This window comes from Sphaerothrix gracilis Ecp01, assembly GCF_030405905.1.
Lineage (GTDB): Bacteria > Cyanobacteriota > Cyanobacteriia > Phormidesmidales > Phormidesmidaceae > Sphaerothrix > Sphaerothrix gracilis.
Genome location: NZ_JASATW010000016.1, coordinates 8,558 through 34,896 on the forward strand (window position 1 = coordinate 8,558; position 26,339 = coordinate 34,896).

Genomic DNA, 26,339 nt, shown 5'->3' on the forward strand with positions numbered 1-26,339 from the left:
GGCCCAAAACCCGCCCCTACCTTTGACCCATTAATCCTTTTTCCTGTCTGTTTCATTTCGCTTAAAACCCGCCCCTAGCGATATTCACCTTTACCATCTCTGCCACAATTCCCATGACTGAACTCAACACCGCTGAATTGCTAGTTCGCTGCCTGGAAAATGAAGGCGTAGAATACATTTTCGGCGTTCCCGGCGAAGAAAACCTGCAGATTCTGCAGGCCCTCAAACATTCCTCCATCCAGTTCATCACCACCCGGCACGAGCAGGGAGCAGCCTTTATGGCCGATGTCTACGGGCGACTGACGGGTAAAGCTGGAGTGTGCCTTTCTACCCTGGGGCCGGGAGCTACCAACCTGATGACGGGAGTAGCCGATGCCAACCTCGATCGCGCTCCTTTAGTGGCGATCACAGGTCAGGTAGGGACTGACCGCATGCACATCGAGTCCCACCAGTACCTTGACCTGGTGGCGATGTTCTCTCCCGTAACCAAATGGAACACGCAGATTGTGCGGCCTAGCAATACGCCTGAAATTATTCGCAAAGCCTTCAAGCTGGCCCAAACAGAGAAACCAGGCGCAGTCCATATTGACCTGCCCGAAAATATTGCCAGCATGGCAGCCAAAGGGATGCCGCTGCGCCCTGACAGTCGGGAAAAAACCTTTGCCTCCATTCACAGCATTCAGCAGGCAGCGGTAGCCATTTCTCAGGCAACTAATCCCATTATTTTGGTGGGCAATGGGGCGATTCGAGCCGATGCCAGTGAAACCCTGACCGAGTTTGCCACTCATTTGAATATTCCAGTGGCCAATACCTTTATGGGCAAAGGCGTCATTCCCTACACTCACTCCCTTTCCCTGTGGACGCTGGGCCTGCAGCAGCGCGACTTTATTAGCTGCGCTCTAGAAAAAGCCGACTTGGTGATTGCGGTGGGCTATGACCTGGTAGAGTTTTCGCCCAAGCGCTGGAATCCCAATAGCGAAATTCCCATTTTGCATATCAATTTGACTCAGGCCGAAATTGACAGCAGCTATATTCCCCGCGTGGAGGTGGTAGGCGATATTGCTGATTCACTGCAGGAAATTCTGAAGCGGGTCGATCGCCAGGGTTTACCCGAATCCTATGCCGTCAGCCTCAGAGAGGAAATTCGAGCCGACTATGAGCAGTATGCCAACGATGCTGAGTTTCCGATTAAGCCGCAAAAGCTAATTTACGATCTGCGGCAGGTGATGGGGGCTGAGGATATTGTCATTTCCGACGTGGGCGCTCACAAAATGTGGATCGCCCGCAACTATCACTGTATGCGGCCCAACACCTGTCTGATCTCCAACGGCTTTGCGGCGATGGGGATTGCGATTCCAGGGGCGATCGCCGCCAAGCTGGTTCATCCCAGTCGCAAAGTGGTGGCTGCTACCGGCGATGGCGGCTTCATGATGAACTGTCAGGAGCTAGAAACGGCGCTGCGGGTGGGGGCCAACTTTGTCACCATCATTTTCAACGACGGCGGCTATGGTCTGATCGAGTGGAAGCAGCACAATCACTACGGCGAATCGGCCTTTGTCCACTTCAAGAATCCGGACTTTGTTAAGTTTGCCGAGAGTATGGGCTTGAAGGGCTATCGGATTGAGGCCACAGAAGATTTTGCGCCAACCCTGCGGGAAGCGCTAGAACAGGACGTACCCGTCGTCATCGACTGCCCCGTTGACTACCGCGAGAATTTACTGTTCAGCCAAAAAACTGAGGATTTGAGCTGTTTAGTTTAGCAAAACGCTTTAGGGTGTAAGTCCCAGACTGATAGGGAAATCTCTGTGGCGACAGGGTTCGGTGCTCTGCTGCAGCTTCATCACGCCATCGCCCGGTGCACAACGGCACCGCATCCTCAGAATTTTCTCAGATCCACCCCCTAAACTGATCCATTAGGATTAACTCATCTATGAAGAGGCAGAACTATGATTTCCCAGACACAGCGCGTTTCTGTCCGCCAGCGTTCAGCTTCGGTGCCTATGGGTCCATATCTGCGATCGCAGCCGCGCTATCCCTGCTGTAGCGTTAGCTATGTTCAGCATCACAGCGCTCAAACCTATAGCTACCTGGAGATTTTGCTAGGAGAATGTTAGGTCTGCAAGGGGTATGGGTTTAGAGGGTAAACCCATACACTCATAAATGAAGAGAGCATCTTTAGGCGATCGTTAATATGACCCTGACTCAGGTTTTAGGGGCGCTGTTAATTTTTGTGCTGTGTCCGCTGCTGGGGGGACTGCCGCTGACGGGCTGGATCACGCGGCTGCTCAGCGGTAAGCGCCTGTCTCAGGTAGGAACCGGTAATATCGGCGTTTCAGCCGCATTTTATCACGGCGGGCGGGTCGCAGGCATTTTGTCAGTCTGTGCCGAGGCGTTTAAGGGAATCGCGGCGGTGCTGCTGGCGCGCTACTATTTCCCCACTGACTCCACCTGGGAAATTGTGGCCCTGATTGCCCTGGTGCTAGGCCGCTACTGGATAGGTAAGGGGGCTGGAACCACCAACGTGGTCTGGGGCATTTGGGTGCACGACTGGATCACGGCGGCGCTGACATTCTTAATTAGCGGCATTGGTTTTACTATTCTGCGGGAGCGACGGCAGGGCAGACTGCTGGTGCTGATTGTGCTGCCGATTATCACGGCGCTGCGCCACGGCGATGAAGGCAGCTTGGTGCTGGCGATGGTTTGCCTCAGCGGTCTGATTGCCTGGATTTATCAAAAGCTGCCGGATGATTTAGAGTTACCTTCAGAAGCAGGGCGTATTGAGTCACAGTCTATGTTTCGTTTTTTTCAAGGCGATCGCGCTTTGCTTTCGCTTGATCAGCCGTTGCAGGCAGAAAAGGTGGGGAGCAAAGCGGCCACGCTGGCTCAGCTGCGGCGTTGGGGCTATCCGGTGCCTTTGGGCTATGTGCTGCCTGCCGGGGACGATCCGGCCCCACTCATTGAGATTAGTCAGCCCTCGCCGGAGCAGCCAGTCATAGTTCGCTCCTCGGCGGTGGGAGAAGATACCGAAGCCGCTTCTGCTGCCGGACAGTACGTTTCCATTGCCAATGTCAAAAGTCGAGCAGCCCTGACTGCTGCGATCGCCCGCTGTTTTGCCTCTTATAACAGCGATTCGGCCCAGCAATACCGCCGCGATCGCCGCCTGCCAGAAGGCCAAATGTCAGTGCTGGTGCAGACCCAAGTGCAGGGCCTTTTTTCCGGGGTCGCTTTCAGCCGCGATCCAATTGCCCGTCACGGCGATGCGGTCATCATTGAAGCCCTGCCAGGGGGGGCCGAGCAGGTAGTTTCTGGTCAGGTGACGCCCCAGTCCTATCAGGTTATGGTGCAGCCAGAAGATATTCCCAGCTTTGAGCGCACTGAGCCCAGCGAGACCTGGCAGCTTCCCGCCGCGTTGACCCTGCAGGTTGAGGGCAGCGGCACCGTACCGCCAGCGCTGCTGCAGCGAGTGGCTTTTTTGGCCCGCCATCTGGAAGAACGCTACTACGGCATTCCCCAAGATATTGAGTGGAGCTATGACGGTGAGCAAATCTGGCTGCTGCAGAGCCGTCCCATCACGACGCTGCTGCCTATCTGGACGCGCAAAATCGCGGCTGAGGTGATTCCGGGCTATATCCGGCCTCTCACCTGGTCTATCAATCGTCCGCTGACCTGCGGCGTCTGGGGCCAAATTTTTACGCTGGTGCTGGGCGATCGCGCCCGCGACTTGGACTTTGAGCAAACCGCTACTTTGCACTACTCCCAGGCTTATTTCAACGCTTCGCTGCTGGGAAATATCTTTCGCCGCATGGGATTGCCGCCAGAGAGCCTGGAGTTTCTCACTCGGGGGGCTAAGTTCAGCAAGCCGCCCTTGGCCTCTACCCTGCGTAATCTGCCAGGGCTGCTGCGGTTGGCAAGCCGAGAACTGCGGCTGCGGCGTGACTTTCAAAAGGATAACCGCCGCCGTTTCCAACCGGCCCTAACTCAGCTAGCTGAGCAGCCTGCAAGTCAGAATTCACCAGCAGAGATTTTAGAGCGGATTGAGCGACTGCTAGCACTGCTGCAAACCGCGACCTACTACAGCATTTTGGCCCCCCTAAGCTTAGCCATCCGGCAGGCAGTGCTGCAGGTAGACGATACCGATTTAAACTCAGCCGCTTCTCCAGAAGTAGAGTCCATGCGATCGCTGCGGGCGATCGCCCAGGATTCTCGCTCGGTTCTCTCTAGCCTCTCAACGCGGCCTGACAACAGTGCTTCTCTGTTTGCGGCTCTGGCTGAAACTGCCGATGCCCATACGGTTTTAGAGCGCATCGATCGCTTTTTGCATCAGTATGGCTACCTCAGCGAAGTCGGCACGGATATTGCCGTTCCCACCTGGCGCGAAAATCCCCATCCGGTGCGAGAGCTGTTTGCCCAGTTTTTGCTCAATCCGCCCCCACCTGCCGCTGCTGCCGAGAAATCGGCGGCAACAGGTTGGAAAACGCATCAGGTGCAGCGCCGCCTCGACCTCAAAGGCCAAGTGACCGAAGTTTATAGCCGCCTATTGGCCGAACTGCGCTGGAGCTTCGTCGCTCTCGAACAGCAGTGGATCCAATCTAGGCAGCTTGAAGCCTCTGGGGACATTTTTTTCCTGCAGCTAGCAGAGATTCGAGCCGTAATTCGGCCTAGCGGCCAGTCACTGCCTGTCTCCTTAGCCGAAATTGTCACAGCTAGGCGATCGCGCTTTGAACAAGATCAAACCCTGAAACCCACGCCCTACGTCATCTACGGCCACCAGCCCCCTGCCCAGCTCATTTTGCACTCGCCTGTCAGCTCTGTGCAGACGCTCAAGGGCATTGGCGCTAGCCCCGGTCAGGCAGTTGGACAAATCCGCATTTTAGAAAGCCTACAAAGCCTGCCCGATATCTCTACTGACACCATTCTGGTCGTTCCCTACACTGACTCCGGCTGGGCTCCCCTGCTGTCTAGAGCGGGGGGACTGATTGCTGAAGTGGGCGGTCGGCTGTCTCACGGGGCGATCGTAGCGCGGGAATATGGAATTCCGGCGGTAATGGATGTGACCCATGCGCTGCAGCGGCTACACGACGGTCAGCGGGTACGAATTGACGGGCAGGCCGGGACAGTGGAGGTGCTGAGTTAAAGCAGTCAGGACTTTCTGTTCATTTCAGTCAATCGCTGGGCCTATTCAAGCGTTTGAGCCTAAACCCGATTAAAATCAAGATTAGTTAGATAGCAGAGGCATGGATACAAATTCCTCACCCGTGAGTCCCATTGAGTATCCCCCCGCAACGCTGAAACGAGCAAGCTGCGCTGTGCAATGCTCTCCCTTTCGGCTGAAGTTACTGGCCAATATGCGCACTGAAAGCGTTTCTATTAAGGCGATCGCAGATAGTTACGGCATTCGCAATGGATATACGCTGCGTCCCCTAGCTGAACTCACGGCAGAAAACGAACTGCTCTGGCTGATTCAGGTTGGGCTGCTGCGCCGCGAAGTTGACGGACAGGGGCTAACCGATAGTTTTCGGCTGACCCCTTTAGGTCGTCAGCTCGTCGATCGGTGGGCGGCTGAAGGATTTCCGGATAACCATCCGTCGCTTCAGGATCAACTATATAATTCCTTGAATCGTTGGCTACGGCTACCAAGCTGGCTACAGTAGTAAAGCGTTCACTGGTTTTCTGCGCATTAGCAGCTAGCCCAATTTGAGAGATCTGTCCTGGAGGACTCTGCATGAAGGCAATAATGGTAGTGGGGACAACTTCCCATGCCGGTAAATCCCTGTTAGTGACGGCCCTATGCCGTATTCTGAGCCGTCGCGGCTGGCGAGTAGCCCCCTTCAAAGGGCAGAACATGGCTCTTAACGCCTATGTAACAACCACAGGCGCAGAGATTGGCTATGCTCAGGCGGTACAGGCTTGGGCCGCTGGTGTCGCTCCCCAAGTGGAGATGAATCCCATTTTGCTCAAGCCCCAAGGAGACGCTACCTCTCAGGTCATCCTCAAAGGGCGAGCAGTTGGACGGACGACAGCCGCTAGCTACTATGAGCAGTACTTTGAAGCGGGCTGGCAGGCGATTCAAGAAGCGCTAGCGCGTCTGGGCCAAGAGTTTGACCTCGTGGTCTGCGAGGGGGCAGGTAGCCCAGCCGAGATCAACCTCAAGCACCGCGATTTGACAAATATGCGGGTCGCTACCCACCTGAAAGCGCCCACAATTCTGATTGCAGATATCGATCGCGGCGGCGTCTTTGCCCACATTGTCGGCACGCTAGAGCTGCTGGAGCCGGAGGAGCGATCGCTGATTAAAGGCTTTGTTATCAACAAGTTTCGGGGACAGCGAGAGCTGCTGCAGCCGGGAATTGAGTGGCTGCAAGAGCGCACAGGCATTCCTGTAATCGGCGTTATTCCTTGGCTAGATGAGTCTTTCCCCGCCGAAGACTCTCTTTCCCTGCTCGATCGCCAGCCTCAGCCTGACAACAGCGAAATCAACGTTGCGGTCATTCGTCTACCGCGCATCTCTAACTTTACTGACTTCGACCCCTTAGAAGCTGAACCCAGCGTTGCCGTGCGCTATGTCAGCCCTAAAGATACCCTGGGCTATCCCGATGCGGTGATTCTGCCCGGATCAAAGGCGGCGATCGCCGACCTAATTCTGCTGCAGCGCACAGGCATGGCAGAGGCTATTCAAAACTACGCAGCGGCAGGCGGAACGGTCATGGGCATCTGCGGCGGCTTTCAGATTATGGGGCAGCTACTGGCCGACCCAGAGGGAATTGAAGGCCACGAAGGCCGCTACAAAGGGCTGGGACTAATTCCCCTGCGCACAGTCATCACCTCGCAGAAGATTGCCCGTCAGCGCTCGGTGACCTCCAAATATCCCCAGACAGGGCTGCCCGTCATTGGCTATGAAATCCATCAGGGCCGGACTCAGCTAGTCCCCTCCGACAAAGAAGAGGCAGAGGCTCCCGTCTATCACTCCCTTTTCGACGATCGCAGTCTGGGCGTGGTCGATGATAGCCTTTCTATCTGGGGCACTTATCTACACGGTATCTTTGACAACGGGCCGTGGCGACGGGCCTGGCTCAACCGTCTGCGCCAGCAGCGAGGTTTGGGTTCTCTGCCCACTGGCATCTCCAATCACCGCGAACAGCGCGAAGCTATGCTCAATGCCCTAGCTGAGACCCTCGAAGCCCATCTCGATCTCAGCCCGATCATCGGAGCTTCGCGGTAGCCGTCGCGCTCTGTTAGAGCTGACCAAATCCTTTCTTCTTTTTGCCCTTTTTCTTTTTCTTGGACTGGCCGCTGTAGCCCCGGAAACCAGGAGCCGGGCCACCGCCGCCCATGCCAGGCATACCGCCGCCATCCATGCCGGGAAAGCCGCCGCCCATACCGGGGAAGCCACCCATCCCCGGCATCCCCATCGAGCCTTGGCCCATCTGCTGCATCAGCGATCGCATTTTTTGAAAGTCGCTAATCAGCTTGCTCACATCTTTTTCTTTGTGACCAGAACCGCTGGCGATTCGCCGCCGCCGACTGGGAGAGCTAGAGAGCAGCTCAGGATTTTTGCGCTCTTGCAGCGTCATGGAGTTGATCATAGACTCCACTCGCTTTAGCTGCTTTTCTCCCTGCTCTAGTTGATCGCTGGAAATTTTGTTAGCCATGCCTGGGATCAGCTTCATAATGCCGCCCAGGGATCCCATGTTTTTCATCAAGCGCGTCTGCTTGAGAAAATCATTGAAGTCAAACTTGGCTTCTAAAATCTTTTCCTGGAGCTTTTCGGCATCCGCCAGATCAACTTCTTCCTGGGCCTTTTCTACCAGGGTGAGTACATCACCCATGCCCAGAATACGAGAGGCCATGCGCTCCGGGTAGAAAGGCTGCAGCGCCTCTACCTTTTCGCCTACACCGACAAACTTGATGGGCTGACCAGAAATTTGCCGGACAGAGAGGGCCGCCCCGCCGCGAGAGTCACCGTCTAACTTAGTGAGAATTGCCCCGGTGATGCCAATTTGCTCGTGAAAAGTGTGGGTGAGGTTAGCCGCCTCTTGCCCGGTCATGGCGTCCACGACCAGCAGCACTTCGTTGGGATTGACAGTTTCCTTAATCTGGGCCAGCTCGCCCATCATGTCCTGGTCAATTTGTAGACGACCGGCGGTGTCAATAATGACCGTATCAATGCCGTCCTCCCGCGCCTTCGCCACCCCTTGCTGGGCAATCTCAACCGGGTTGGCGTCAGAGCCCATGTCAAACACAGGCACGTCAATCTGCTTACCCAGGGTAATTAGCTGATCGATCGCCGCAGGCCGATAAACGTCAGTGGCTACCAGCAGGGCGCTACGATTCTGCTTGCGCAGGTGTAGGGCCAGCTTAGCGGAAGCAGTGGTTTTACCCGTTCCCTGCAGACCTGCCATCAGGACGATAGTTGGTGCGGTTCGGGCCTGGGCCAGCGGCTCATTGGTATCGCCCATGAGGCTGACCAGCTCATCGTGGACAATTTTGATGAACTGCTGGTCAGGGCGCACGCCGCGCACCACTTCTGCTCCTAGCGCCTGCTCTTGCACCTCCGCGATGAAGGCTTTGACCACCTGCAAGTTGACATCAGCTTCTAGCAGCGCCCGCCGCACTTCTCGCAGGGCTTCTTGCACATTGCCTTCAGAAATTTTGTCTTGACCGCGTAGTTTCTTCCAGGCTCCTTCTAAACGCTCGGAGAGGGCTTCAAACATAGGAAAATCGCTCGCTTCAGCAGAATCAAAGTTGCGCCAAGCCCGCTAGCTTAGCATTACAAATAGTCTCTCTATTCTAGAGGCTTTGGTTCAGAAGTCGCTGACTTGTCCCCTTTGAAAGCGGCTAGGGGCATTTTGAACTATTGCCGAACGCCCGCTTGACGACAAGACGGCTTATAGGCTGCTAAAGAAATTAAAGCTTGTTACAAGCTGAGGACATTCTTCTATGCCCGAACTGGACTTAGGCGGTAGTCTAAAGCTAGACCCTGCTGTTATAGGTTCGTCTATGCCGCCATCGCCTGACGCACCGAATCATGAAGGTACACGCGCGATCGCTTCTAGTTCTGAGGCATCGCTAGATCCGCGATCGCCCATCACCCTTCCAGCAGAGGCCAACCAGAGCGAGAACGGCACCCTCAAACCGCTACCGATGCAGTGGCTGAGCATCCTGATGCAGCACAGCCATCTGCCAACCGCGCTCTTAGAGCCGCAATCCCTGCGAATTCAGTTTGCTAATCCCCGCTTTTGCCAAACGGTAGGCATTGCTGAGAGGGCGATCGCAGCTAATCACAGTGCCGATATCTATCTGCTAGAGATGCTGCTGCCAGACGAGCAGACCCGAATTCAACAGGTGTTGCAGTTTCATCTACTTAAGGCCATTTTGGCCCATCTCTATCCCCAGCACTTGCTGCTCTCGCCTCGGCTACTCGATGAACCGATTATGCTGACTTGCCGTCAGCCCCGGAGCGAACTGCTGTGCAAAGTAGAACTTAGGCTCAGCAGTGAATGTTTACAGATTCAGTCTCTAGCCCCAGACCTAACGCGATCGCTGCGAGACTGCCTAGGAAAGCAGCCGACCCTAGAGCAGGTAATGGCCCAGATCTATGAAGCGAAGTCGGACTTAAAACGCTGCCTGCAGCAGCTAGCACAGCAGCCCTATCGGGCCACGGGGTTTTTGCTGCTAGAAGGCGCAGAGGTCACTGAGCGAGAGACAATCAATACCTTAGTACAGCTCTTAATTGGCCGCGAGTCGGTACTGCAGCCCCACAAGTTCAGCCGGGCTAATGAGCTGATGCGGGGGCTATTTCGGGCGTCAGACAGCCTGATTATGAGCGCCGAGAATGAACACGCCAAGCTGTTTATTGACCTTGATCAGTCAGAATGGCAAATTCATACCTACTCGGTAGCCTCTCTGCAAACCTCTCTATTTCTGCAAGCAGCCGAGCAGGGCAGCGTGCTCAACATTCCAGATCTCTCTGATATAGTCCTGACGCCCTGCGAGCAGTCAATTGTAGACAGAGGGGCGCGATCGCTGCTGATTATTCCGCTAGTGACCAAATCGATCCAAGCTGACGGCATGGCGCGGCGGCTGCTAGGACTTGTTGGCTTGGCGAGCGATCGCCCCTATGCTTTTGACAACCGCGACTGCCACAACGCGGCGCTGCTAATTCCAGCTTTGACCGCCGCCATGCGCTACACCACGCAGGAGCGTTTTACCAATATTCACCCCTCCGTCCGCTGGCGTTTTGAAGAAGAAGCTGAGCGCCGGAGCTGGGGGCTACCGCCCGAACCGATTACCTTCACCGAGGTTTATCCGCTATATGGTATCTCCGACATTCGCGGCTCCTCTAGCGAACGGAACCGGGCTATTCAGGCCGACTTGCTGACTCAGTTCAAGCTGGCCCTGGCCATTATTGAAGCTGTTTGCGCCGCTCAGCCCCATGCCTTTGCCCAGCAGTTTCGCCTCGATCTGATAGCCCATATTGAGCAGATCCAGCAGGGGATTACCGTTGACGCTGAAGTAACTTTTATTCGCTACCTGGCTGACAACGTAGAACCTAATTTTGACTATTTCGCCCGCTGTAGTCCGGCAGCCGCTGCCGCCGTCACCGCCTATCAGGAAGCGTGTGACAACGACCAGCAGTGTGTCTACACGGCGCGAGCAATCTATGACAAAACGATCCAGCAAATCAACAACCTGCTGCGGGATACGTGGATGCGCTGGCAGGAGAACATGCAAACTATTGCTCGTCACTACTGTGATGTTGAAGCAACGGATGGTATTGACCACATGCTCTATGTGGGCAAATCGATTGCCGCTGAATTTTCGCTTTTCCAACTACGCAGCCTGCGCTACGAGCAGCTACGGGCCGTCTGTGACTGCGCCCGCGTAGCCTTTCGGCTCAAAGAAACCTGCAATACGCACTTAGAGATTACTCACTTAGTCCTCGTTCAGGACGCCACGGTGGATATTTCTCACGACGAGACGACAGAGCGCCTCTTCGAGGTACGGGGATCGCGCGACACGCGCTATGAAATTGTCAAAAAGCGCATTGACAAAGCCGTCGATACGGAGGATCAGCAGCGTATTACCCAGCCGGGAATGCTGACGGTGGTTTATTCCACCGCTGACGAGTGGAAAGAATATCGCCAATATCTACGCTACCTGCATCGTGACGGCTGGGTGGCAGACGAGATTGAACAGGGTATCGTCGAGCCGCTGCAGGGAGTTAACGGTCTCAAGTTTGCCAGAGTCCAGATTTTGCCTGCAGCCGATGAATAATCTTTTTCAGCTCCCGGTACCGCTGCCAGCAGCAGAATGCTTTGAACCGTTGGCCCAAAGCGAGCAAGTCTTGATTGAGCGCATCGTCTCCAGCGGGCAGCGCACCCCGGTAGGTCAGTGGTATGACCAGCCACGAGACGAGTGGGTTGCCCTGCTGCAGGGCGAAGCCGTCATTGTCTATGAGAGCGGCGATCGCCATACGCTCAAACCTGGCGACTTTCTGCTAATTCCGGCCCATTGCCGCCACCGGGTAGACTATACCAGCCAAGAACCGGCCTGTATTTGGCTGGCCGTTCACGCGGATTTAGGCTTTGCGCAATGAGCGGTAATAAACTTTCAGCCCCAAAATGATGGACGCCAAAGCCAGCGTTACCACATTGGCGCAGATCACTGGCAGGTCATGAATATAGGAGCCATACACCAGCCACAGCGAGATACCTAGGCACAGAGTAATCAACATGCCCCAAGAAATATCCTCGGCTGATTTAGTCTTCCAGGTTTTGACTAGCTGAGGCAGGTAAGCAATGGTGGTCAATGAGCCAGCGATGAGTCCTAGTGTGGTAGTGGTATCCATCAAAACCCCTATTTCCTACTTGAAGATTGAGAAGAAAATTTAAAGTCAGACTGAGCAAAAAAAAACACTGTTGCAGCTAAAACCGCTCAGTGGATTAAAAATAGCTTCTGGAGCCTTGAAAAACTGCCGCACAAATTGCGCTTTGGCAGTGTGTTATTAGACAAAATAACACGAAGTAATTTGAAGTTGCCCAAAGAATTTATAAAGTCTGCCTGTAGAAGTAGGCGGAGCTTTTTGCGGAATTCGGCGTCAGATCAGTGAAACTACTGGAACTAGACCTGGACTTCGCTCGGAGCTTGGAATTTAATCATGCGTCGGTTGAAAAAGCTAATACTTTTAGCCAGTGCGATCGCCTTTTTGCTCGTTACAGCAGTCTCGCTGGTTGATAGCTGCACAGTCACAGCGCTAGCCGATCGGGTTGTTCACTTTGGCTCTAACGGCGGCGATGGGCGGGCCGGACGCAGTGGTCAAGCGGGCCGCTCAGGCGCTAGCCAGACCGTGACGGCCACGGAAACGCCCCAAACGCTTTTGCTCCGTGGCGGTGATGGCGAAGACGGAGAGGATGGGGAGCGCGGCGATCGCCCGGCCTGTCGGCGGCAGCCGACGGACGTCGAGTATGATCTGCAGGCCGCCAGTGGCGGCGATGGCGGTGATGGCGGCAATGGCGGCGATAGCGGTAATGGCGGCACGCTGACGGTTTACTACGCCGAGTCAGCCAGCTTGCGGCGAATTTTCGTAGATGCTGAGGGCGGACGACCGGGACGAGGCGGACGCGGGGGGCGAGGCGCTGAGGGCTGTGACTGCCGCGATCGCCGCTGGGCAATTCGCCAGTGTACGGGTACGCCGGGGCAGTCGGGCTATAGCTGCCGCGATCGCGAGTATGTTTGCCGAGATGGAGATCACGGTCGGGATGGCCGCGATGGCCGCGATGGCCGCGACGGGCAGCTAGGACAGCTAGTGCTAGTCAATCAGCTAGAGCCGCTGCAGGCCGAACAGCCTAGCCGCACACAATCGCTGTCGCAGCTAGAAGCCCCTGTCTCCCTCTCTAAAAATCTTTGGCAGACCCGCGTCGGGGCGCGATCGCTCTTAGCCCCCAACTCCCTAGTGGATGACAGCTATCGCCAATATACGGGTAGGGTGGAAGGACGTTTTGCCTTGAACTGGGCAGCTCCCCGGTCGCTTAGTGACTTCACAACCACGCAGCTAACTTTGAATTTACAAGACAGCGGCCAGATACAGCCCCGCTTTGCAGCAGATCTTTGGGTCATGGGCGAGTCTTCCCAAACAAGCGATCTCACCACCTACACCGTGACCAACGCCATGCGAGCCAGTGAAGCCACACAGTTGGCGTTGGGTAGCGTCACCGGGCGCAGCAATCAGTTTCAGGTAGGCGTCATCGACCAGGGAGAACAAGCTGACCAGCTTGTGACTCAGTTTCACCTGAAATACAGCACCCCTGCCGCCAACCGCACCGATGGTCCCCGCACCCGCTACATCACTCGCTATGAAGATGTCATTCCAACGGACTTAATCAGCCGCGACCACAACCGCTTTGTCCTGCATATAGGTCGCCTACCGATTAGCGGCAGCCATTTGCGCTCAGGCACTTACGCCCAAATAGAACTCAAGGCTATCCGTCGCTTTGGTCCCTATCAGGCGGAACAGGTTCTAGACTGGCGCGGCAGGCTCTAGCGACTCCCTAGCCCCGCCCCCATCACCCGCTCCTGATATACCTGCTCGCTCATCAGGTCAGCTGTACTCTCAACCCGATCTAAAAACACTAGCCCGTTGAGGTGATCGAGTTCGTGCTGGAAAATGCGGGCCACAAACCCGGTTAGGACTTGCTGCTGGCGATCGCCGTGACGATCCCAGTAGACTACCTCAATCTCTGAGTAGCGAGGTACCTGACCCCGAATCCCCGGCAGGCTAAGGCAGCCTTCCCAAGCTTTAACCTGCTGCTCGCCGTGAGCCACAATTTCCGGATTGATCATAGCGGTCGGCGGCATGGTCGGCGCCTTCGGATAGCGAGCATTGGGATGGGAAGCCACAATAAACAGGCGATCGCTGTGGGCCACCTGCGGCGCGGCGATCCCCACCCCCTGAGCTTGCTGGGCCGTGACAATTAGGCGATCGATTAGCTGCTGTCGGCGATCGCTGGCGATATCGGTCACAGGCCGGGCTGACTGACGCAGCAGCGGGTGGCCGAGCTGAATAATAGTTAATGGCTGATTCATAGAGCGTTCCTGGATAATGGCTAGCGGCGCTGGGCGGTTTGGGGGAGAGGAGCAGGGCTAACGGCTAAGGTCAGGTCTGACCCAGAGCGGTCAATCTCTAAGCTCAGCGGCTGACCGATAGCGGCCTCGGCTACTAGCTGCTGCACCTGCTCTGCCTCAGTGATCGCCGTCTGGTTGATTTTGACAATCACGTCCCCCGGCTGAATGCCTGCCTGCTCTGCTGGCGAATTGCGCACAATACCCAGCACAATCACCCCAGACTCAGCCGTAATCTGCACATTGGCGCGAGGATTGCGATTAATCGACTCCCGCAGGGGATCTGTGAGCGTGCGCATCTGCACCCCTAGATAGGGATGATCGACCCGGCCATTGGCAATTAGCTGCTCGGCAATCTCTAGAGCCGCGTTGATAGGAATCGCAAAGCCCAACCCCTGCGCCCCGCCAATAATGGCCGTATTGACCCCAATGACTTCACCGCGCTCGTTTAACAGCGGCCCCCCAGAGTTGCCGGGATTGATGGCTGCGTCGGTTTGAATGAAGCTGACCCGCTTGTCTGGTACCCGCACCTGAGCGCTGCTGCGGCCCGTCGCGCTGATGATGCCTGCCGTCACCGTATTATCCAGTCCCAGAGGATTACCAATGGCGATCGCCCACTCACCGGGTCGAATCTCTTCTGAGTCCCCCATCGAAATCCCAGGCAGGTCGGTGGCGTCTACTCGAATAACAGCCACATCGGTCACAGAATCTTCCCCAACAACCGTGCCGATAAATTCTCGCCCATCTCGCAGGGTGACAATTACTTCATCTGCCCCTGTTACCACATGAGCGTTGGTAATAATCAGACCCTCAGCATCAATCACAAAGCCGGAGCCAGTGCCCCGCTCTACGCGAGTTGGGGGCATCTCCGGAGCACCGAAGTCGCCAAAAAACTCACGAAAGAAGGGATCGTCAAAAATGCTGGGACGGCGCTGAGTCACGGTGCGGGAAGCGTCAATGCGCACAACTGCAGGGCCAACCCGCTCCACCGCCGCGGCAATAAAGTTCGTGCCCTGAGGCGCTAGCAGCCGCCCCGATCCCCCGGCCGGAACCTGGCTCACCAGCGGCGCGGGAGGTATGGCACCAGATGAGGCCGTCCGACTGGCGAGGAAAACGGTGCCAGTGCTGGTTAGGGTCAGCAAGACATAGGCCAAGCCTTGCCGCCAGCGAGACTGCTTGCTAACGTGGGTTTCTGAAGATGAAAGATTAGAGTCTTGCGTAGGATTGCGAGTCATGGGGCTTCTCTCACACCAATCTTGATAGGTACAAGCGGCATCGCTATGTCCAATATCGGGACCGGAGCACCACCACAGCGCTCAATATGCTAAGTTCTCTAAACGACTAGCTGCAGACAAATACTACAGGGAAACCTGCTGCGTTCCTCAAACCAGTGGTCTAGAGTTACAAAGCCTATGTCCCTATTTTAAGGATCACGGATTGACTTCTCAGACTACAACAGGTCAAATCAGGTTCCAGGGTTTTCTTAGGCCGCGATCGCCAACAGTCTCTCAACAGACTGAGGTAATCTGGTCAATCTGCGGCTTTGCTATTAGTAGTCATTTTACCTGGGACTGGGTTAACCCTAAATTTAAGCAACATTATTCAAAGCGCTATATGTAGAATTTGAACCGTTGCTTTAGCCTTATATCTAGTACGCTAGTAAATCCCGGCATTGGTCACGGTGGCTTTCTTGAAAGAATCTATCGGATCTACAGAAGCGCTTTGAAGCCACCTAAAAAATGTTAGTAGGGTGATTATGACTAAGATCTATCGCTTTTAGTCAGCGTTTGAGGTGCGCATACGGTTGTTTGAACTGGCTTCCTAAGCTGCTGACGATTTTTACTGAGGAGGTTTGGCCGTGGACAAAGGATCTGAAGGGCTGTGGAGCCAAGTTTTAGAGCGGCTGCAACAGCAGCTCAGTCGCCCTACCTTTGAAACCTGGATCAAACCTGCTCGTATTCAGGATCTGAGCCAAGAGACTTTGGTTATCTCCACGCCCAATCCTTTTGCTCGTAACTGGCTACAAAAGCACTATGTCAGCACGATTGCCAACGTTGTTTGCGAAATTGTGGGGCATCCGGTTGATATTCAGGTGACCGTAGCCATTAATGAGGCTGCCAACCCTGCCCCAGTCGTGACAACTGCGCCGCCAGAACCGATCCGCCGCCAGCCGATCGCCCCCCCTGCTGACCCGCCTGATTCAGGGACTAGTCAGCGATCGCGATCGCCCGATCTTAATTCCAAAGCCGTTTTTTCTCGCTTCGTAGTGGGTGCCAACAACCGGATGGCCCATGCAGCGGCGTTGGCGGTTGCTGAGTCGCCGGGCCGAGAATTTAATCCCCTCTTTTTGTGCGGCGGCGTTGGGTTGGGTAAAACTCACCTGATGCAGGCGATTGGCCACTATCGCCTAGAAATTGATACCAATGCCAAGGTGTCCTACGTCTCGACGGAACAGTTTACCAACGACCTTATTACCGCGATTCGGCGGGACAGTATGCAGCGCTTCCGCGAGCTTTACCGCGCCGCTGACATTCTGCTGGTCGATGATATTCAGTTCATTGAAGGCAAAGAATATACCCAAGAAGAGTTCTTTCACACCTTCAACACCCTGCACGAATCCGGCAAGCAGATTGTGCTGGCCTCCGATCGCCCGCCTAGTCAGATCCCTCGACTGCAAGAGCGCCTGTGTTCACGGTTTTCGATGGGGCTAATTGCCGATATCCAACCGCCTGACCTGGAAACCCGCATGGCCATTTTGCAAAAAAAGGCGGAGTACGAAAATGTGCGCCTTTCCCGTGACGTTGTGGAGTTTATTGCCTCTAACTATACCTCTAACATTCGTGAACTTGAAGGGGCGCTGATTCGGGCGATCGCCTACACGTCTATTTCGGGGCTATCGATGACCGTAGAAAATTTAGCCCCCGTCCTCAATCCACCTTCTGAGAAAGTGGAAGCCTCGCCAACTTCAGTGATTGTCACCGTGGCTGAAGCATTCGCTGTTTCTGTAGACGATCTCAAAGGAAATTCTCGGCGGCGAGAAATCAGCCTCGCCCGTCAGGTAGGCATGTACCTCATGCGCCAGCACACTGAGCTGAGCCTGCCCAAAATTGGCGAAGAATTTGGCGGCAAAGATCACACAACGGTAATGTATAGCTGCGACAAAATTAACCGTCTGCTCAAGCGCGACCTCAATTTAGCGCAAACGATACGGCAGGTCAGCGATCGGATTCATTTAGCCAGCAAGGCTTAGGGGACTGTCAGCCTACGATTTGGGGGTAAGCAGCCCTTAGAAAAAGAGACACGGGATGAGCAATTGCTCCCCGCGTCTGCGTCAACTTGCACGGCAAGCATCGCGCTGGCCTAACCGACAATGCAGGCACAGCCCCTAAAGCACGTGAGACAGGTCAACTGCCCCAAAATTGAGGCTGAGGGCCACATTCAGGTTTTCTAGCACCTGCACCAGCCAAGCAACCGTATCTCGCGTTGCAGACTCGTAGTGGTTAAACAGAATGGATAGTCGCCGCTCTAAGTAAGGCTTGACTTTACCGCAGAGCAGCAGCACCTTCAGCAGAATGCCCGTAGTCAGCATCGCGCCCAGATTGTTGATCAGGTCTACGAAGACGAAGTGCTGCGGATGCGTCGAGGCATCGACGACCAGGAAGTTAAAAAGCTGACTGCAGGTACGCACCATCAGGAAGTCGTTGAGCGGCTGACCGTCGTTTTCGGGATAAATTTGTCCCAGGTGCTTAAAGAGCAGATTGTTGAACTGTCGCTTGCCATATTCGGGATCGATTCCTGACGTGACGTATTCGTACAGGTCATCTTTGAAAGCGCCAAATTTTTGTGTTATCTGGCAGTGCTGAGACTTGAACCGCTGGGCCACGTCGCGGTAGCTGCCGCTGGCTTCTACTCTGCCGGTAAACTGCCGCAGCGACATGACTAAATCGCGATCGCTCAGCAGCGTCGGATTTTCAATGGGACGTAGTGTTTGTTCAGCCGCAGTGGCTTTGCCCTGACGGCGCAGGCGCGATCGCCGCACCCGGTACGTCACATAGTGGGAAAGATCAACCTCAAAGCGCTGCTGAGCTTTAAGCTGCAGGCTGCGGACGTTGCGCTGATGCTCGGAGGTGCTGTCTTCGCTGACTAGGCAGTGACCATAGAGGTAAGGATAACGTTTGATCAGCGTTCCCAAGGGTCGAGAGCCAGCCTGGTGAGTAAATTCAGGCTTTTCGCTGACTACGCGCGATAGCCGCTTTAGGGTAATGAACTGCTCAGTCTCTTTAAACTGACTGACTAGCTCTCGTAGGCATCGCGCCGTTCGCGCCCTAGAAATTTCAGAAACCGAGCGGGTCGGCCCCGTCTCAAACAAAGCAACCAGTTCTGGAATAGCCGCCTGCATGTGGCGGCTGGTCTGCCAGCGATTGATCAAAATATGGCAGCAGCGATTCAGAATGTAGCGAAAGTATTCTTCAACCCGTTTAGAAGACACCAGAGTATCGAGAGTTAGCAAGATATCGCGTTCGGGATAGCCAGCAGCTTCAATAAAAAGCAGCCGAAAGCGCTCAACTAGCTGCTCAGGTGAGTTCGATTCAACCTGGTGAAGCAGGTGATCGTACAGCCGCTGTTCTTCTGGGCTAGTAAACCTATTACTGTAGCTGACTGAACTATTCACAGATTTCGATTCAAAGCCTCATAGTGCCAGAACAACCTTAAAAGCCGGATGTAAAGCTAGATTTCGACCTATCATGCCATATTCCAGCTCCACAGCCCATTTCATTAAAAGCTGTGCGTGCAACTCAAAGCGTTGCTTTTTATACCAAATTTGTCTTGCATCTATAGATCAACTTTACTGCGAGCCAGTTCTGAGTGCAGGCTATGTAAGGGAATTTTCATTGAAGATTGAGTAAAGATTTTTTAGCCTACTTAGGTGATAGAGCAAAACAACAGGGACAGATAGGATCGAGGGGCATCTGAAGACTAGTTCTAGAGCGAAAACAGATTGGGAGCCTAACGCTACTAGCCGTATCTACATCTATTGAACCCAAAAATGCTAGCCAAGTTCCTATGGGCCAGCTAGCTTCTCTGAAAATAGGGACAAAGACGCGACTCCTGATTTAATGGGAGTTATCGTTGCAAAAGCTATGGAATCATGGGTGATCAGATCAATTTAGCCGAGATAGCAGCGGCGATCGGCGCAGCGAGGAATCAGGCGATCGCCAATTCACAGTTATCCGTTACCGCCATTGAAACCGACACCCGCCAGCTCACACCCGGCGCTTTGTTTTTGGCTCTGAGTGGAGAGCACTTTGACGGGCATCGGTTTGTACCAGAGGCGATCGCAGCGGGGGCGGTGGCAGCGGTTGTGAATCAGGCAGCCTCCGTCAGCGATGACTATCCCTTACTACGAGTCGCAGATACGCTAACGGCCTACCAGCAGCTAGGGCACTGGTGGCGGCAAAGAGCCTCAGCCCCAATTATTGCGATTACCGGATCGGTAGGTAAGACCACTACGAAAGAACTGATTGCGGCGGCTCTGGCAACCCAGGGATCAGTCCTGAAGACCCAGGCCAACTACAACAACGAAATTGGCGTCCCGAAAACGTTGCTGTCCCTACAGCCCGACCATCAGTTTGGCGTGATTGAAATGGGAATGCGGGCAGCCGGAGAAATTGCGCTGCTCAGCCGCATTGCTCGCCCAGACGTGGCGGTGATTACCAATGTCGGAACGGCCCACATTGGCCGCTTGGGGTCAGAACAGGCGATCGCGGCGGCCAAGTGTGAGCTGTTGGCAGAGATGCCGACGACGAGCATAGCCGTCCTCAATGCCGATAACGAACGCTTGATCAAGACCGCCGCTACGGTCTGGACGGGGCGGCAAATTACCTACGGCCTGACACAGGGAGATCTGCAAGGGCGGCTGGTAGATTCTGGCACTTTGGAAGTCGAGGGCGTGCAGTTGCCTCTGCCCCTGCCGGGTGAACACAATGCCCTCAACTACTTGGCCGCGATCGCGGTAATGCAGGCACTAGAGCTAGACTGGCGCGTTTTGACCCAGGGGATCACCGTAGAGCTGCCGGCTGGGCGATCGCGTCGCCGTCAAATTGCAGCAGATATCTGGCTGTTGGATGAAACCTACAACGCCGGGGTGGAATCGATGACGGCGGCGCTGCACCTGCTGGCCCAAACTCCCGGCCAGCGTCACATTGCGGTGCTGGGCACGATGAAAGAACTAGGAGAGCGATCGCCAGATTTTCACTATCAGGTAGGGCAGGTCGTGCAGCGGCTGCAGCTAGATCATCTGTTCATTCTGGCCGATCCGGCGGAGGCAGTCGCCCTAGCCAGGGGAGCCGATCCAGTTCCACACGAAAAATTTGACAGTCATGGGGCTTTGGCGCAGCGGCTGCAGGATTTTATCAAACCGGGCGATCGCCTCCTGCTCAAAGCTTCTCGGTCAGTGGCCCTAGACCGGGTGGTCGATCAGCTGGCAAACTCTCAGGCAATCCCTTCAATAGAATAAGCCTGTGAACTACAATAGAGAGTCTGAATCAACGTTGAGAGCGCTGCCCCTCATTGCCCTGTGACCTTAACCCTGCTGCCGGAACAGCTTGACCATATCCGCCATCATGCCGAGCGCACTTACCCAGAAGAATGCTGCGGGCTGCTGCTGGGGCACGTGCATTTGGGCGAGACTTCGCGGCGACAGGGGGTAGAAGTGATTCCGCTTGAGAATACCTGGGATGCCGAGGTCGAGGCCGATTTGGCTACGGTTAGCCACCCGTCTCAAGCTTTAGATCGCCGTCGTCGCTACTGGATTGATCCCCGCGACTTGCTCACCGCTCAGCGTCAGGCCCGCGATCGCGGCCTAAACATCATCGGCATCTATCACTCTCACCCAGACCATCCGGCAGAGCCTTCTGAATGCGATCGCCAGCTAGCCTGGGCTGAGTACTCCTATGTGATTGTGTCAGTTTGTCAGGAGCGATCGCAGGATTTGCAAAGCTGGAGCCTAGACGATCGGCACCAGTTTCAACCTGAAGCGATCGAAATCGCTGCCGCGCTGCCGCTTTCTCCCTCAACGTTGTAGCCCTGTCCTAGTTATTCCGCTCTCACTCCGATTGTTTTTACTGCTCACTTCCTGCGTAGACTGCTATGCTCAATCCCAACCTGGATGATATTCAACTGACAAAGGATGATTACGAGCGCTATTCGCGTCACATCATCCTGCCCGAAGTCGGCCTCGACGGCCAGAAAAAGCTCAAGGCTGCCAGCGTCCTGTGCATTGGTACAGGCGGTTTAGGATCGCCCCTACTGCTCTATCTAGCCGCTGCCGGTATTGGCCGCATTGGTATTGTGGATTTCGACGTAGTCGATCACTCAAATCTGCAGCGCCAAATTATTCACGGCACCTCCTGGGTTGGCAAGCCCAAGATTGAATCTGCTAAAGGTCGCATTTTAGAGATCAATCCTAGCTGCCAGGTAGATCTCTATGAGACGCGCCTCAGTTCCGAAAACGCACTGGACATTGTGCGGGACTATGACGTGGTGGTTGACGGCACCGATAATTTTCCGACTCGCTACCTGGTCAACGATGCCTGCGTCCTGCTAGACAAGCCCAACGTCTACGGCTCAATCTTCCGGTTTGAAGGGCAGGCTACCGTCTTCAATTACGAAGGTGGCCCCAACTACCGCGATCTCTATCCCGAACCGCCGCCGCCGGGGCTGGTTCCCTCCTGTGCTGAGGGCGGTGTTTTGGGGGTACTGTGCGGCATTATCGGCACCATCCAGGCTACGGAGACGGTGAAGATTATCCTAGGCGCGGGGGACACCCTCAGCGGTCGTCTGCTGCTTTATAACGCTTTAGATATGACTTTCCGCCAGCTCAAGCTGCGGCCCAATCCGGAGCGGCCCGTAATCGAAAAGCTGATTGATTACGAACAGTTTTGCGGTATTCCTCAGGCCCAGGCAGAAGCGGCTCAGCAGCAGGCCGAGCTGGCGGAAATGTCGGTGCGCGAACTGAAAGAGCTGCTAGATGGGCAGGCAAACGACTATTTACTAGTGGATGTGCGTAATCCCAATGAATACGAAATTGCCAATATTCCAGGCGCAGTACTCGTACCGCTGCCCGACATTGAGAACGGCACCGGAGTCGAGAAAATTAAGGGAATGCTCAACGGCCATCGTCTGATTGCCCACTGCAAAATGGGTGGACGCTCTGCCAAGGCGCTCGGCATTTTGAAGCAGGCAGGCATTGAAGGCACTAACGTCAAGGGTGGTATCACTGCCTGGAGCCGGGAAGTGGATTCTTCTGTGCCGGAATACTAAGGGCTTGTAGTTGTCAACCTAACTAAACTTTGCCTTCATCAAAGCAAGGAGATGCGCATCATTTCCTTGCTTTGTTTTTCGTTAAAGGCATGACAATTCTGCGATAACGTGTCATTAATGAAGCGGCATCGGTGACGGTGGTCAGGCTCTACCTGAAACACCGGACGGCCCTGGATTTACAGAATGCGTTATTACAGGTACACATCAATCTATATTGCAAGTACCGTAGTCGTAGAGTGGGCATTGCCCATTCCTCCTGATTTAGCGTCATTTCACCCCGTTCGGTCGGGTTTGAGGAGTTGTCATCATGAAATATTTAGGACACAGTCTTTTTCTAGCCTTAGGCTTGGGTCTAGCAGCAGCCCTGCCAAGCTGGGCACTGCCAGGGCAAACCGTAACCGAGGTCGCTGCTTGGATTCAGGCTAACCCAACCCTCAGGCCCGGCCCCGGAGAGCGGCTGCTGGTGAACCGGGTCGATACTCCAGCCCAGCGTTTTACCTTTCAGGCTTCCATCTTTCCGCCCGGCAACTTGCGCTCTGGAATCAACCCGCGCCAAATCCGGGCCGAGCGCACCGCCATCTTTGACATGATTAACGGCGTTAGCTTCGATCGGCTAGAAGAATCGCTGCGAGTGATCTACGGCAGCGATATTTTCGCGGACTATCAGCGATCGCAGCCCATATACGTCTACCCCACCGCCGATGCTCCCATCAGCAACAATCCCAACCTGCTGATTCAAGGAGAACTGCGGGAAGGCGATCGCTATGCCTACTGGATAGAAATTACCAGCGATGCCAGCGGCAACGTCGATTCAGGAGAAATTAGCGTTCTGCTGAAAGAAGATATTCCAGGGCTGCTGGCCATGCTGCAGACCTCCGCAGCGCTGCCTAAGCCAGAGTAGCTGAGGCGGGGCAATGGCAGGCGATCGCCTCATGCAAATCAAGATTATCAATGGCAACACTTCTGAGGCGATGACGCGGGGGATTGATCAGGTCGCCCAGACTATTTGCTCATCCCAGACGACGCTGGTGACGGTCCAGCCCCGCACTGGCCCTAGCTCCATTGAGAGCTACTACGATGAATACTTGGCAATCCCCGGCATTCTAGAGCAGATCATTTTAGATCAAGAAGCCGACGCTTTCATCTTGGCCTGCTGGGGCGATCCGGGCATTGAAGCGGCCCGCGAAATTACCCGGCGACCCGTTGTGGGCATTGCCGAAGCCAGCCTTTATGTGGCGAACATGCTGGCAGCCAAGTGGAGCGTAGTGACCACACTGCACCGCGTCCGGGACATGGTAGAAAAAACGATTGCTAAAACAGGGCTAAGTCAGCGCTGCGCTTCGGTACGGACAACGCCGCTGGCTGTGCTAGAAACGGAGAGCTGTCGGGAGGCTACTCTAGAGGCGCTCATTACGGCCAGTCAAGCAGCGATCGCCGTCGACGGAGCTGAAGCCATTTGTTTAGGCTGCGCTGGTATGAGCGGTCTAGATACGGCTTTGGAAGCAGAGCTAGGCGTTCCTGTGATAGATGCGGTTGCCGCCGCCGTCTGTCTGGCCGAATCGCTGGTAGCGCTGAAAAAGCACACCAGCAAGCAGCTTACCTATCGTTCACCAGAAATCAAGCCAATAGCTGGCTATCCGGGCTGGATGCAGCCTTCTGCACTCAGAGATTAGCCAACAGATGTGTCTAGCCAACCTGCGCTCAGAATCACCGTCAGCCCCATAAAGAGGACGGTTAGGGTCCAAGTGACGCGGTTGAGGGTGGTTTCAGCGCTTTTAGTGCTGGTGAAAAGCTGGGCCTGTCCGCCCAAAGCCCCTAGGCCGTCGCCTTTAGGACTGTGGAGCAAAACCAGCACAATCAGCCCTAGCGCCGAAACTGCCCAAACAATCTGCAAAAGTGATGTAATTTGCATAGATCAATAAGCCTAAAAATTCAGTGGTCGGCAGCGGTTCACCGCCATTGACGTGCCAAGGGCGATCGCTCCCCCTCAGACAGTTCAGTTTTCTATCCTAACTCAGATAGGCTCAGCGCCGCTGTCACAGGTCAGCGCTGTAGCGGCACTCGCACAGGCGTACGATTGGGCTTGAACTCCACATTATCCGACAGCAGAATAGAGCGCCCGGTCATTTCTGGCGGCTGCGGCAGCTTCAGAATATCTAAAATTGTTGGGGCAATGTCGGCTAAGCGACCATCAGCGCGAAGCTGCACTTCAGTCCCGTGTCCTGGGATCTTTAGCCCTTCTCCTTCTACCAGAATGAACGGCACCGGGTTGGTCGTGTGGGCTGTCCACGGCTTGCCGTCTTCATCATACATATACTCAGAGTTGCCGTGATCGGCAATGATAATTGCGGTACCGCCCGCCTGAATCACGCCCTCCAGCAGACGCCCCAGCTGATGATCGACAACTTCTAAAGCATTAACGGTGGCGTCTAGATTACCTGTATGCCCCACCATGTCAGGGTTGGCATAGTTGATCACCACCAGCGAGTAAATCTGCTTGCTAATCGCCGCGATCGCCACGTCAGTTACCGCCTTAGCAGACATCTCAGGCTGCTTGTCGTAAGTAGCCACCTGAGGACTCATCACCAGCTCTCGATCTTCACCCTCTAGCGGTTCTTCTAACCCCCCGTTGAAAAAGTAAGTAACGTGGGCGTACTTCTCCGTTTCAGCCGTCCGAAACTGCTTCAGACCGCGATCGGCAATCACTTCGCCCAGGATATTGCTAAGATTCTGCGGCTCAAACGCGATCTTGACCGAAAGGCTTTGGTCGTACTGAGTCATGGTGACAAAAGACAGCGGCTCAATCAGCGATCGCTCAAAACCGTCAAATTCGGGCGCGATAAATGCCTGAGTCAGCTGCCGTGCTCGGTCAGGCCGGAAATTGAAGAAGATGATGCCATCACCGGGTTCTATAGCACCAGCCGCTAGCCGGACGGGCTGTACAAATTCATCAGTAGCATCGGCTTCATAAGAAGCTTTTAAAGCTTCAACCGCCGTTTGGCCGGTGCCTGCCCCATCTTCTGTCATCACCCGGTAAACTTTTTCTATTCGATCCCAGCGGCGATCGCGATCCATCGCGAAATAGCGGCCACTGAGAGTCACAATTTGGCCGACGCCAATTGCTTGAATAGAATCCTGCAGCTTTTGCAGAGCCGTCACCCCTTCGGTGGGTTTGGTATCCCGTCCGTCAGAGATGGCGTGAATGCAGACATTGGTTAAATCCTGAGCCTTTGCCATCTCCAGCAGGCCCAGCAAATGATTGAGATGAGAATGGACGCCCCCTTCCGAGCAAAGTCCAATCAAATGCAGTTTGCTGTTGCGATAGCGCACGTCTTGGCAAACTTCCAGTAGGGCCGCATTTTCTTGAATCGTGCCGTCTTCAACCGCGTCCGAAATTCTGACTAATTCCTGCGGTACAACCCGGCCTGCCCCAATATTGAGGTGGCCGACTTCTGAATTACCCATTTGCCCGTCAGGAAGACCCACATCCTTTCCGGATGTGCGGATTAAGGTGTGGGGATAAGCTGCCCAGAGACTGTCCATAACCGGGGTATTGGCCGCTGTGACAGCGTTGCCATTTGTATCCTCCCGATACCCCCAACCGTCTAAGATGACGAGCACCATTGGCGAAACAGGCGCTTGTGTCATATCAAAGATCCTTTAACCATGTAGACAGTTGACTCAGCCATAATACCATCCACGTTTATGATCGTGTGTTGCATTGAAACCTAGCTCTTTTGAGAGAAAAAGTTTGGCCAATACCCGTCAAATGACCTTAAAGCTGAATTTCAGTTAAACCACGTTAAACCACAAACCTCAATTAAAAATCAAGTTAATACTTGATTAAGAATTGCCTTTACCCGTTATACAGCAATATTAGCCAGCCGATATCTTATGTA

Annotated in this window: 21 protein-coding genes; 14 read left to right on the forward strand and 7 right to left on the reverse strand. The window is 54.7% G+C overall.

Going from position 1 to position 26,339, the window contains the following annotated elements; translation table 11 throughout:
* Positions 1-113: 113 nt before the first annotated feature.
* The 5 genes from QJQ48_RS17645 (at position 114) to cobQ (ending at position 7,219) form a co-directional block, all read left to right on the forward strand.
* Entirely contained in the window at positions 114-1,760 is a 1,647-nt protein-coding gene (locus tag QJQ48_RS17645; protein ID WP_346292565.1) for an acetolactate synthase large subunit, read from the forward strand.
* Positions 1,761-1,946: 186 nt separating this feature from the next.
* The gene (locus QJQ48_RS17650; RefSeq protein WP_346292566.1) at positions 1,947-2,114 is read left to right on the forward strand and encodes a hypothetical protein; all 168 of its coding nucleotides are present in this window, start codon (positions 1,947-1,949) and stop codon (positions 2,112-2,114) included.
* Positions 2,115-2,191: 77 nt separating this feature from the next.
* Positions 2,192-5,134, forward strand: a complete 2,943-nt coding sequence (locus QJQ48_RS17655; RefSeq protein WP_346292567.1) for a glycerol-3-phosphate acyltransferase — start codon at positions 2,192-2,194, stop codon at positions 5,132-5,134.
* 100 nt (positions 5,135-5,234) lie between these two features.
* Positions 5,235-5,651 carry an Npun_F0494 family protein gene (locus QJQ48_RS17660; RefSeq protein ID WP_346292568.1) on the forward strand — a complete coding sequence of 139 codons (417 nt, stop codon included), beginning with the start codon at positions 5,235-5,237 and terminating at the stop codon, positions 5,649-5,651.
* A gap of 71 nt (positions 5,652-5,722) precedes the next feature.
* Positions 5,723-7,219, forward strand: a complete 1,497-nt coding sequence (gene cobQ, locus QJQ48_RS17665; RefSeq protein ID WP_346292569.1) for a cobyric acid synthase CobQ — start codon at positions 5,723-5,725, stop codon at positions 7,217-7,219.
* A 13-nt stretch (positions 7,220-7,232) separates the two neighbouring features.
* On the opposite strand, the gene ffh is transcribed toward cobQ, so the two are convergent.
* A complete protein-coding gene (ffh, locus tag QJQ48_RS17670) occupies positions 7,233-8,711 on the reverse strand; it encodes a signal recognition particle protein (RefSeq protein WP_346292570.1) in 1,479 nt (492 codons plus the stop codon).
* A gap of 226 nt (positions 8,712-8,937) precedes the next feature.
* Here ffh and QJQ48_RS17675 point away from each other — a divergent pair, with 226 nt between their 5' ends.
* Positions 8,938-11,274 carry a GAF domain-containing protein gene (locus QJQ48_RS17675; protein WP_346292571.1) on the forward strand — a complete coding sequence of 779 codons (2,337 nt, stop codon included), beginning with the start codon at positions 8,938-8,940 and terminating at the stop codon, positions 11,272-11,274.
* Positions 11,267-11,596 carry a cupin domain-containing protein gene (locus QJQ48_RS17680; protein ID WP_346292572.1) on the forward strand — a complete coding sequence of 110 codons (330 nt, stop codon included), beginning with the start codon at positions 11,267-11,269 and terminating at the stop codon, positions 11,594-11,596. Before QJQ48_RS17675 ends, QJQ48_RS17680 begins: the two co-directional genes overlap by 8 nt.
* On the opposite strand, the gene QJQ48_RS17685 is transcribed toward QJQ48_RS17680, so the two are convergent.
* On the reverse strand, positions 11,579-11,848 hold the full coding sequence (locus QJQ48_RS17685; RefSeq protein WP_346292573.1) for a SemiSWEET transporter: 270 nt from the start codon (positions 11,846-11,848) through the stop codon (positions 11,579-11,581). The genes QJQ48_RS17680 and QJQ48_RS17685 overlap by 18 nt on opposite strands.
* A 309-nt stretch (positions 11,849-12,157) precedes the next feature.
* Between QJQ48_RS17685 and QJQ48_RS17690 the strand changes: the two genes are divergently transcribed.
* Complete coding sequence (locus QJQ48_RS17690) at positions 12,158-13,540, forward strand: collagen-like protein (RefSeq protein ID WP_346292574.1); 1,383 nt, start codon at positions 12,158-12,160, stop codon at positions 13,538-13,540.
* Here the strand turns inward: QJQ48_RS17690 and def are convergent.
* On the reverse strand, positions 13,537-14,082 hold the full coding sequence (gene def / locus QJQ48_RS17695; protein WP_346292575.1) for a peptide deformylase: 546 nt from the start codon (positions 14,080-14,082) through the stop codon (positions 13,537-13,539). The genes QJQ48_RS17690 and def overlap by 4 nt on opposite strands.
* A gap of 20 nt (positions 14,083-14,102) precedes the next feature.
* Complete coding sequence (locus QJQ48_RS17700) at positions 14,103-15,353, reverse strand: HhoA/HhoB/HtrA family serine endopeptidase (RefSeq protein ID WP_346292576.1); 1,251 nt, start codon at positions 15,351-15,353, stop codon at positions 14,103-14,105.
* Between the two features lie 623 nt (positions 15,354-15,976).
* Here QJQ48_RS17700 and dnaA point away from each other — a divergent pair.
* A complete protein-coding gene (gene dnaA / locus QJQ48_RS17705; RefSeq protein WP_346292577.1) occupies positions 15,977-17,368 on the forward strand; it encodes a chromosomal replication initiator protein DnaA in 1,392 nt (463 codons plus the stop codon).
* Positions 17,369-17,503: 135 nt separating this feature from the next.
* Here dnaA and QJQ48_RS17710 read toward each other — a convergent pair whose 3' ends face one another.
* Positions 17,504-18,790: a hypothetical protein gene (locus QJQ48_RS17710; RefSeq protein WP_346292578.1), complete on the reverse strand. Its 1,287-nt coding sequence runs from the start codon at positions 18,788-18,790 to the stop codon at positions 17,504-17,506.
* 477 nt (positions 18,791-19,267) lie between these two features.
* Here QJQ48_RS17710 and QJQ48_RS17715 point away from each other — a divergent pair, with 477 nt between their 5' ends.
* The 5 genes from QJQ48_RS17715 to QJQ48_RS17735 all read left to right on the forward strand — a co-directional run bounded on the left by QJQ48_RS17715 (position 19,268) and on the right by QJQ48_RS17735 (position 24,113).
* On the forward strand, positions 19,268-20,635 hold the full coding sequence (locus QJQ48_RS17715) for a UDP-N-acetylmuramoyl-tripeptide--D-alanyl-D-alanine ligase (RefSeq protein WP_346292579.1): 1,368 nt from the start codon (positions 19,268-19,270) through the stop codon (positions 20,633-20,635).
* Positions 20,636-20,695: 60 nt separating this feature from the next.
* A complete protein-coding gene (locus tag QJQ48_RS17720) occupies positions 20,696-21,202 on the forward strand; it encodes a M67 family metallopeptidase (protein WP_346292580.1) in 507 nt (168 codons plus the stop codon).
* Between the two features lie 65 nt (positions 21,203-21,267).
* Entirely contained in the window at positions 21,268-22,440 is a 1,173-nt protein-coding gene (moeB, locus tag QJQ48_RS17725; protein ID WP_346292581.1) for a molybdopterin-synthase adenylyltransferase MoeB, read from the forward strand.
* A gap of 307 nt (positions 22,441-22,747) precedes the next feature.
* The gene (locus tag QJQ48_RS17730; protein ID WP_346292582.1) at positions 22,748-23,341 is read left to right on the forward strand and encodes a hypothetical protein; all 594 of its coding nucleotides are present in this window, start codon (positions 22,748-22,750) and stop codon (positions 23,339-23,341) included.
* Positions 23,342-23,354: 13 nt separating this feature from the next.
* Entirely contained in the window at positions 23,355-24,113 is a 759-nt protein-coding gene (locus tag QJQ48_RS17735) for an aspartate/glutamate racemase family protein (RefSeq protein ID WP_346292583.1), read from the forward strand.
* Here QJQ48_RS17735 and secG read toward each other — a convergent pair.
* Positions 24,110-24,352, reverse strand: a complete 243-nt coding sequence (gene secG / locus QJQ48_RS17740; RefSeq protein WP_346292584.1) for a preprotein translocase subunit SecG — start codon at positions 24,350-24,352, stop codon at positions 24,110-24,112. The genes QJQ48_RS17735 and secG overlap by 4 nt on opposite strands.
* Before the next feature lie 131 nt (positions 24,353-24,483).
* Positions 24,484-26,088 carry a 2,3-bisphosphoglycerate-independent phosphoglycerate mutase gene (gene gpmI / locus QJQ48_RS17745; protein ID WP_346292585.1) on the reverse strand — a complete coding sequence of 535 codons (1,605 nt, stop codon included), beginning with the start codon at positions 26,086-26,088 and terminating at the stop codon, positions 24,484-24,486.
* Between the last annotated feature and the right edge of the window lie 251 nt (positions 26,089-26,339).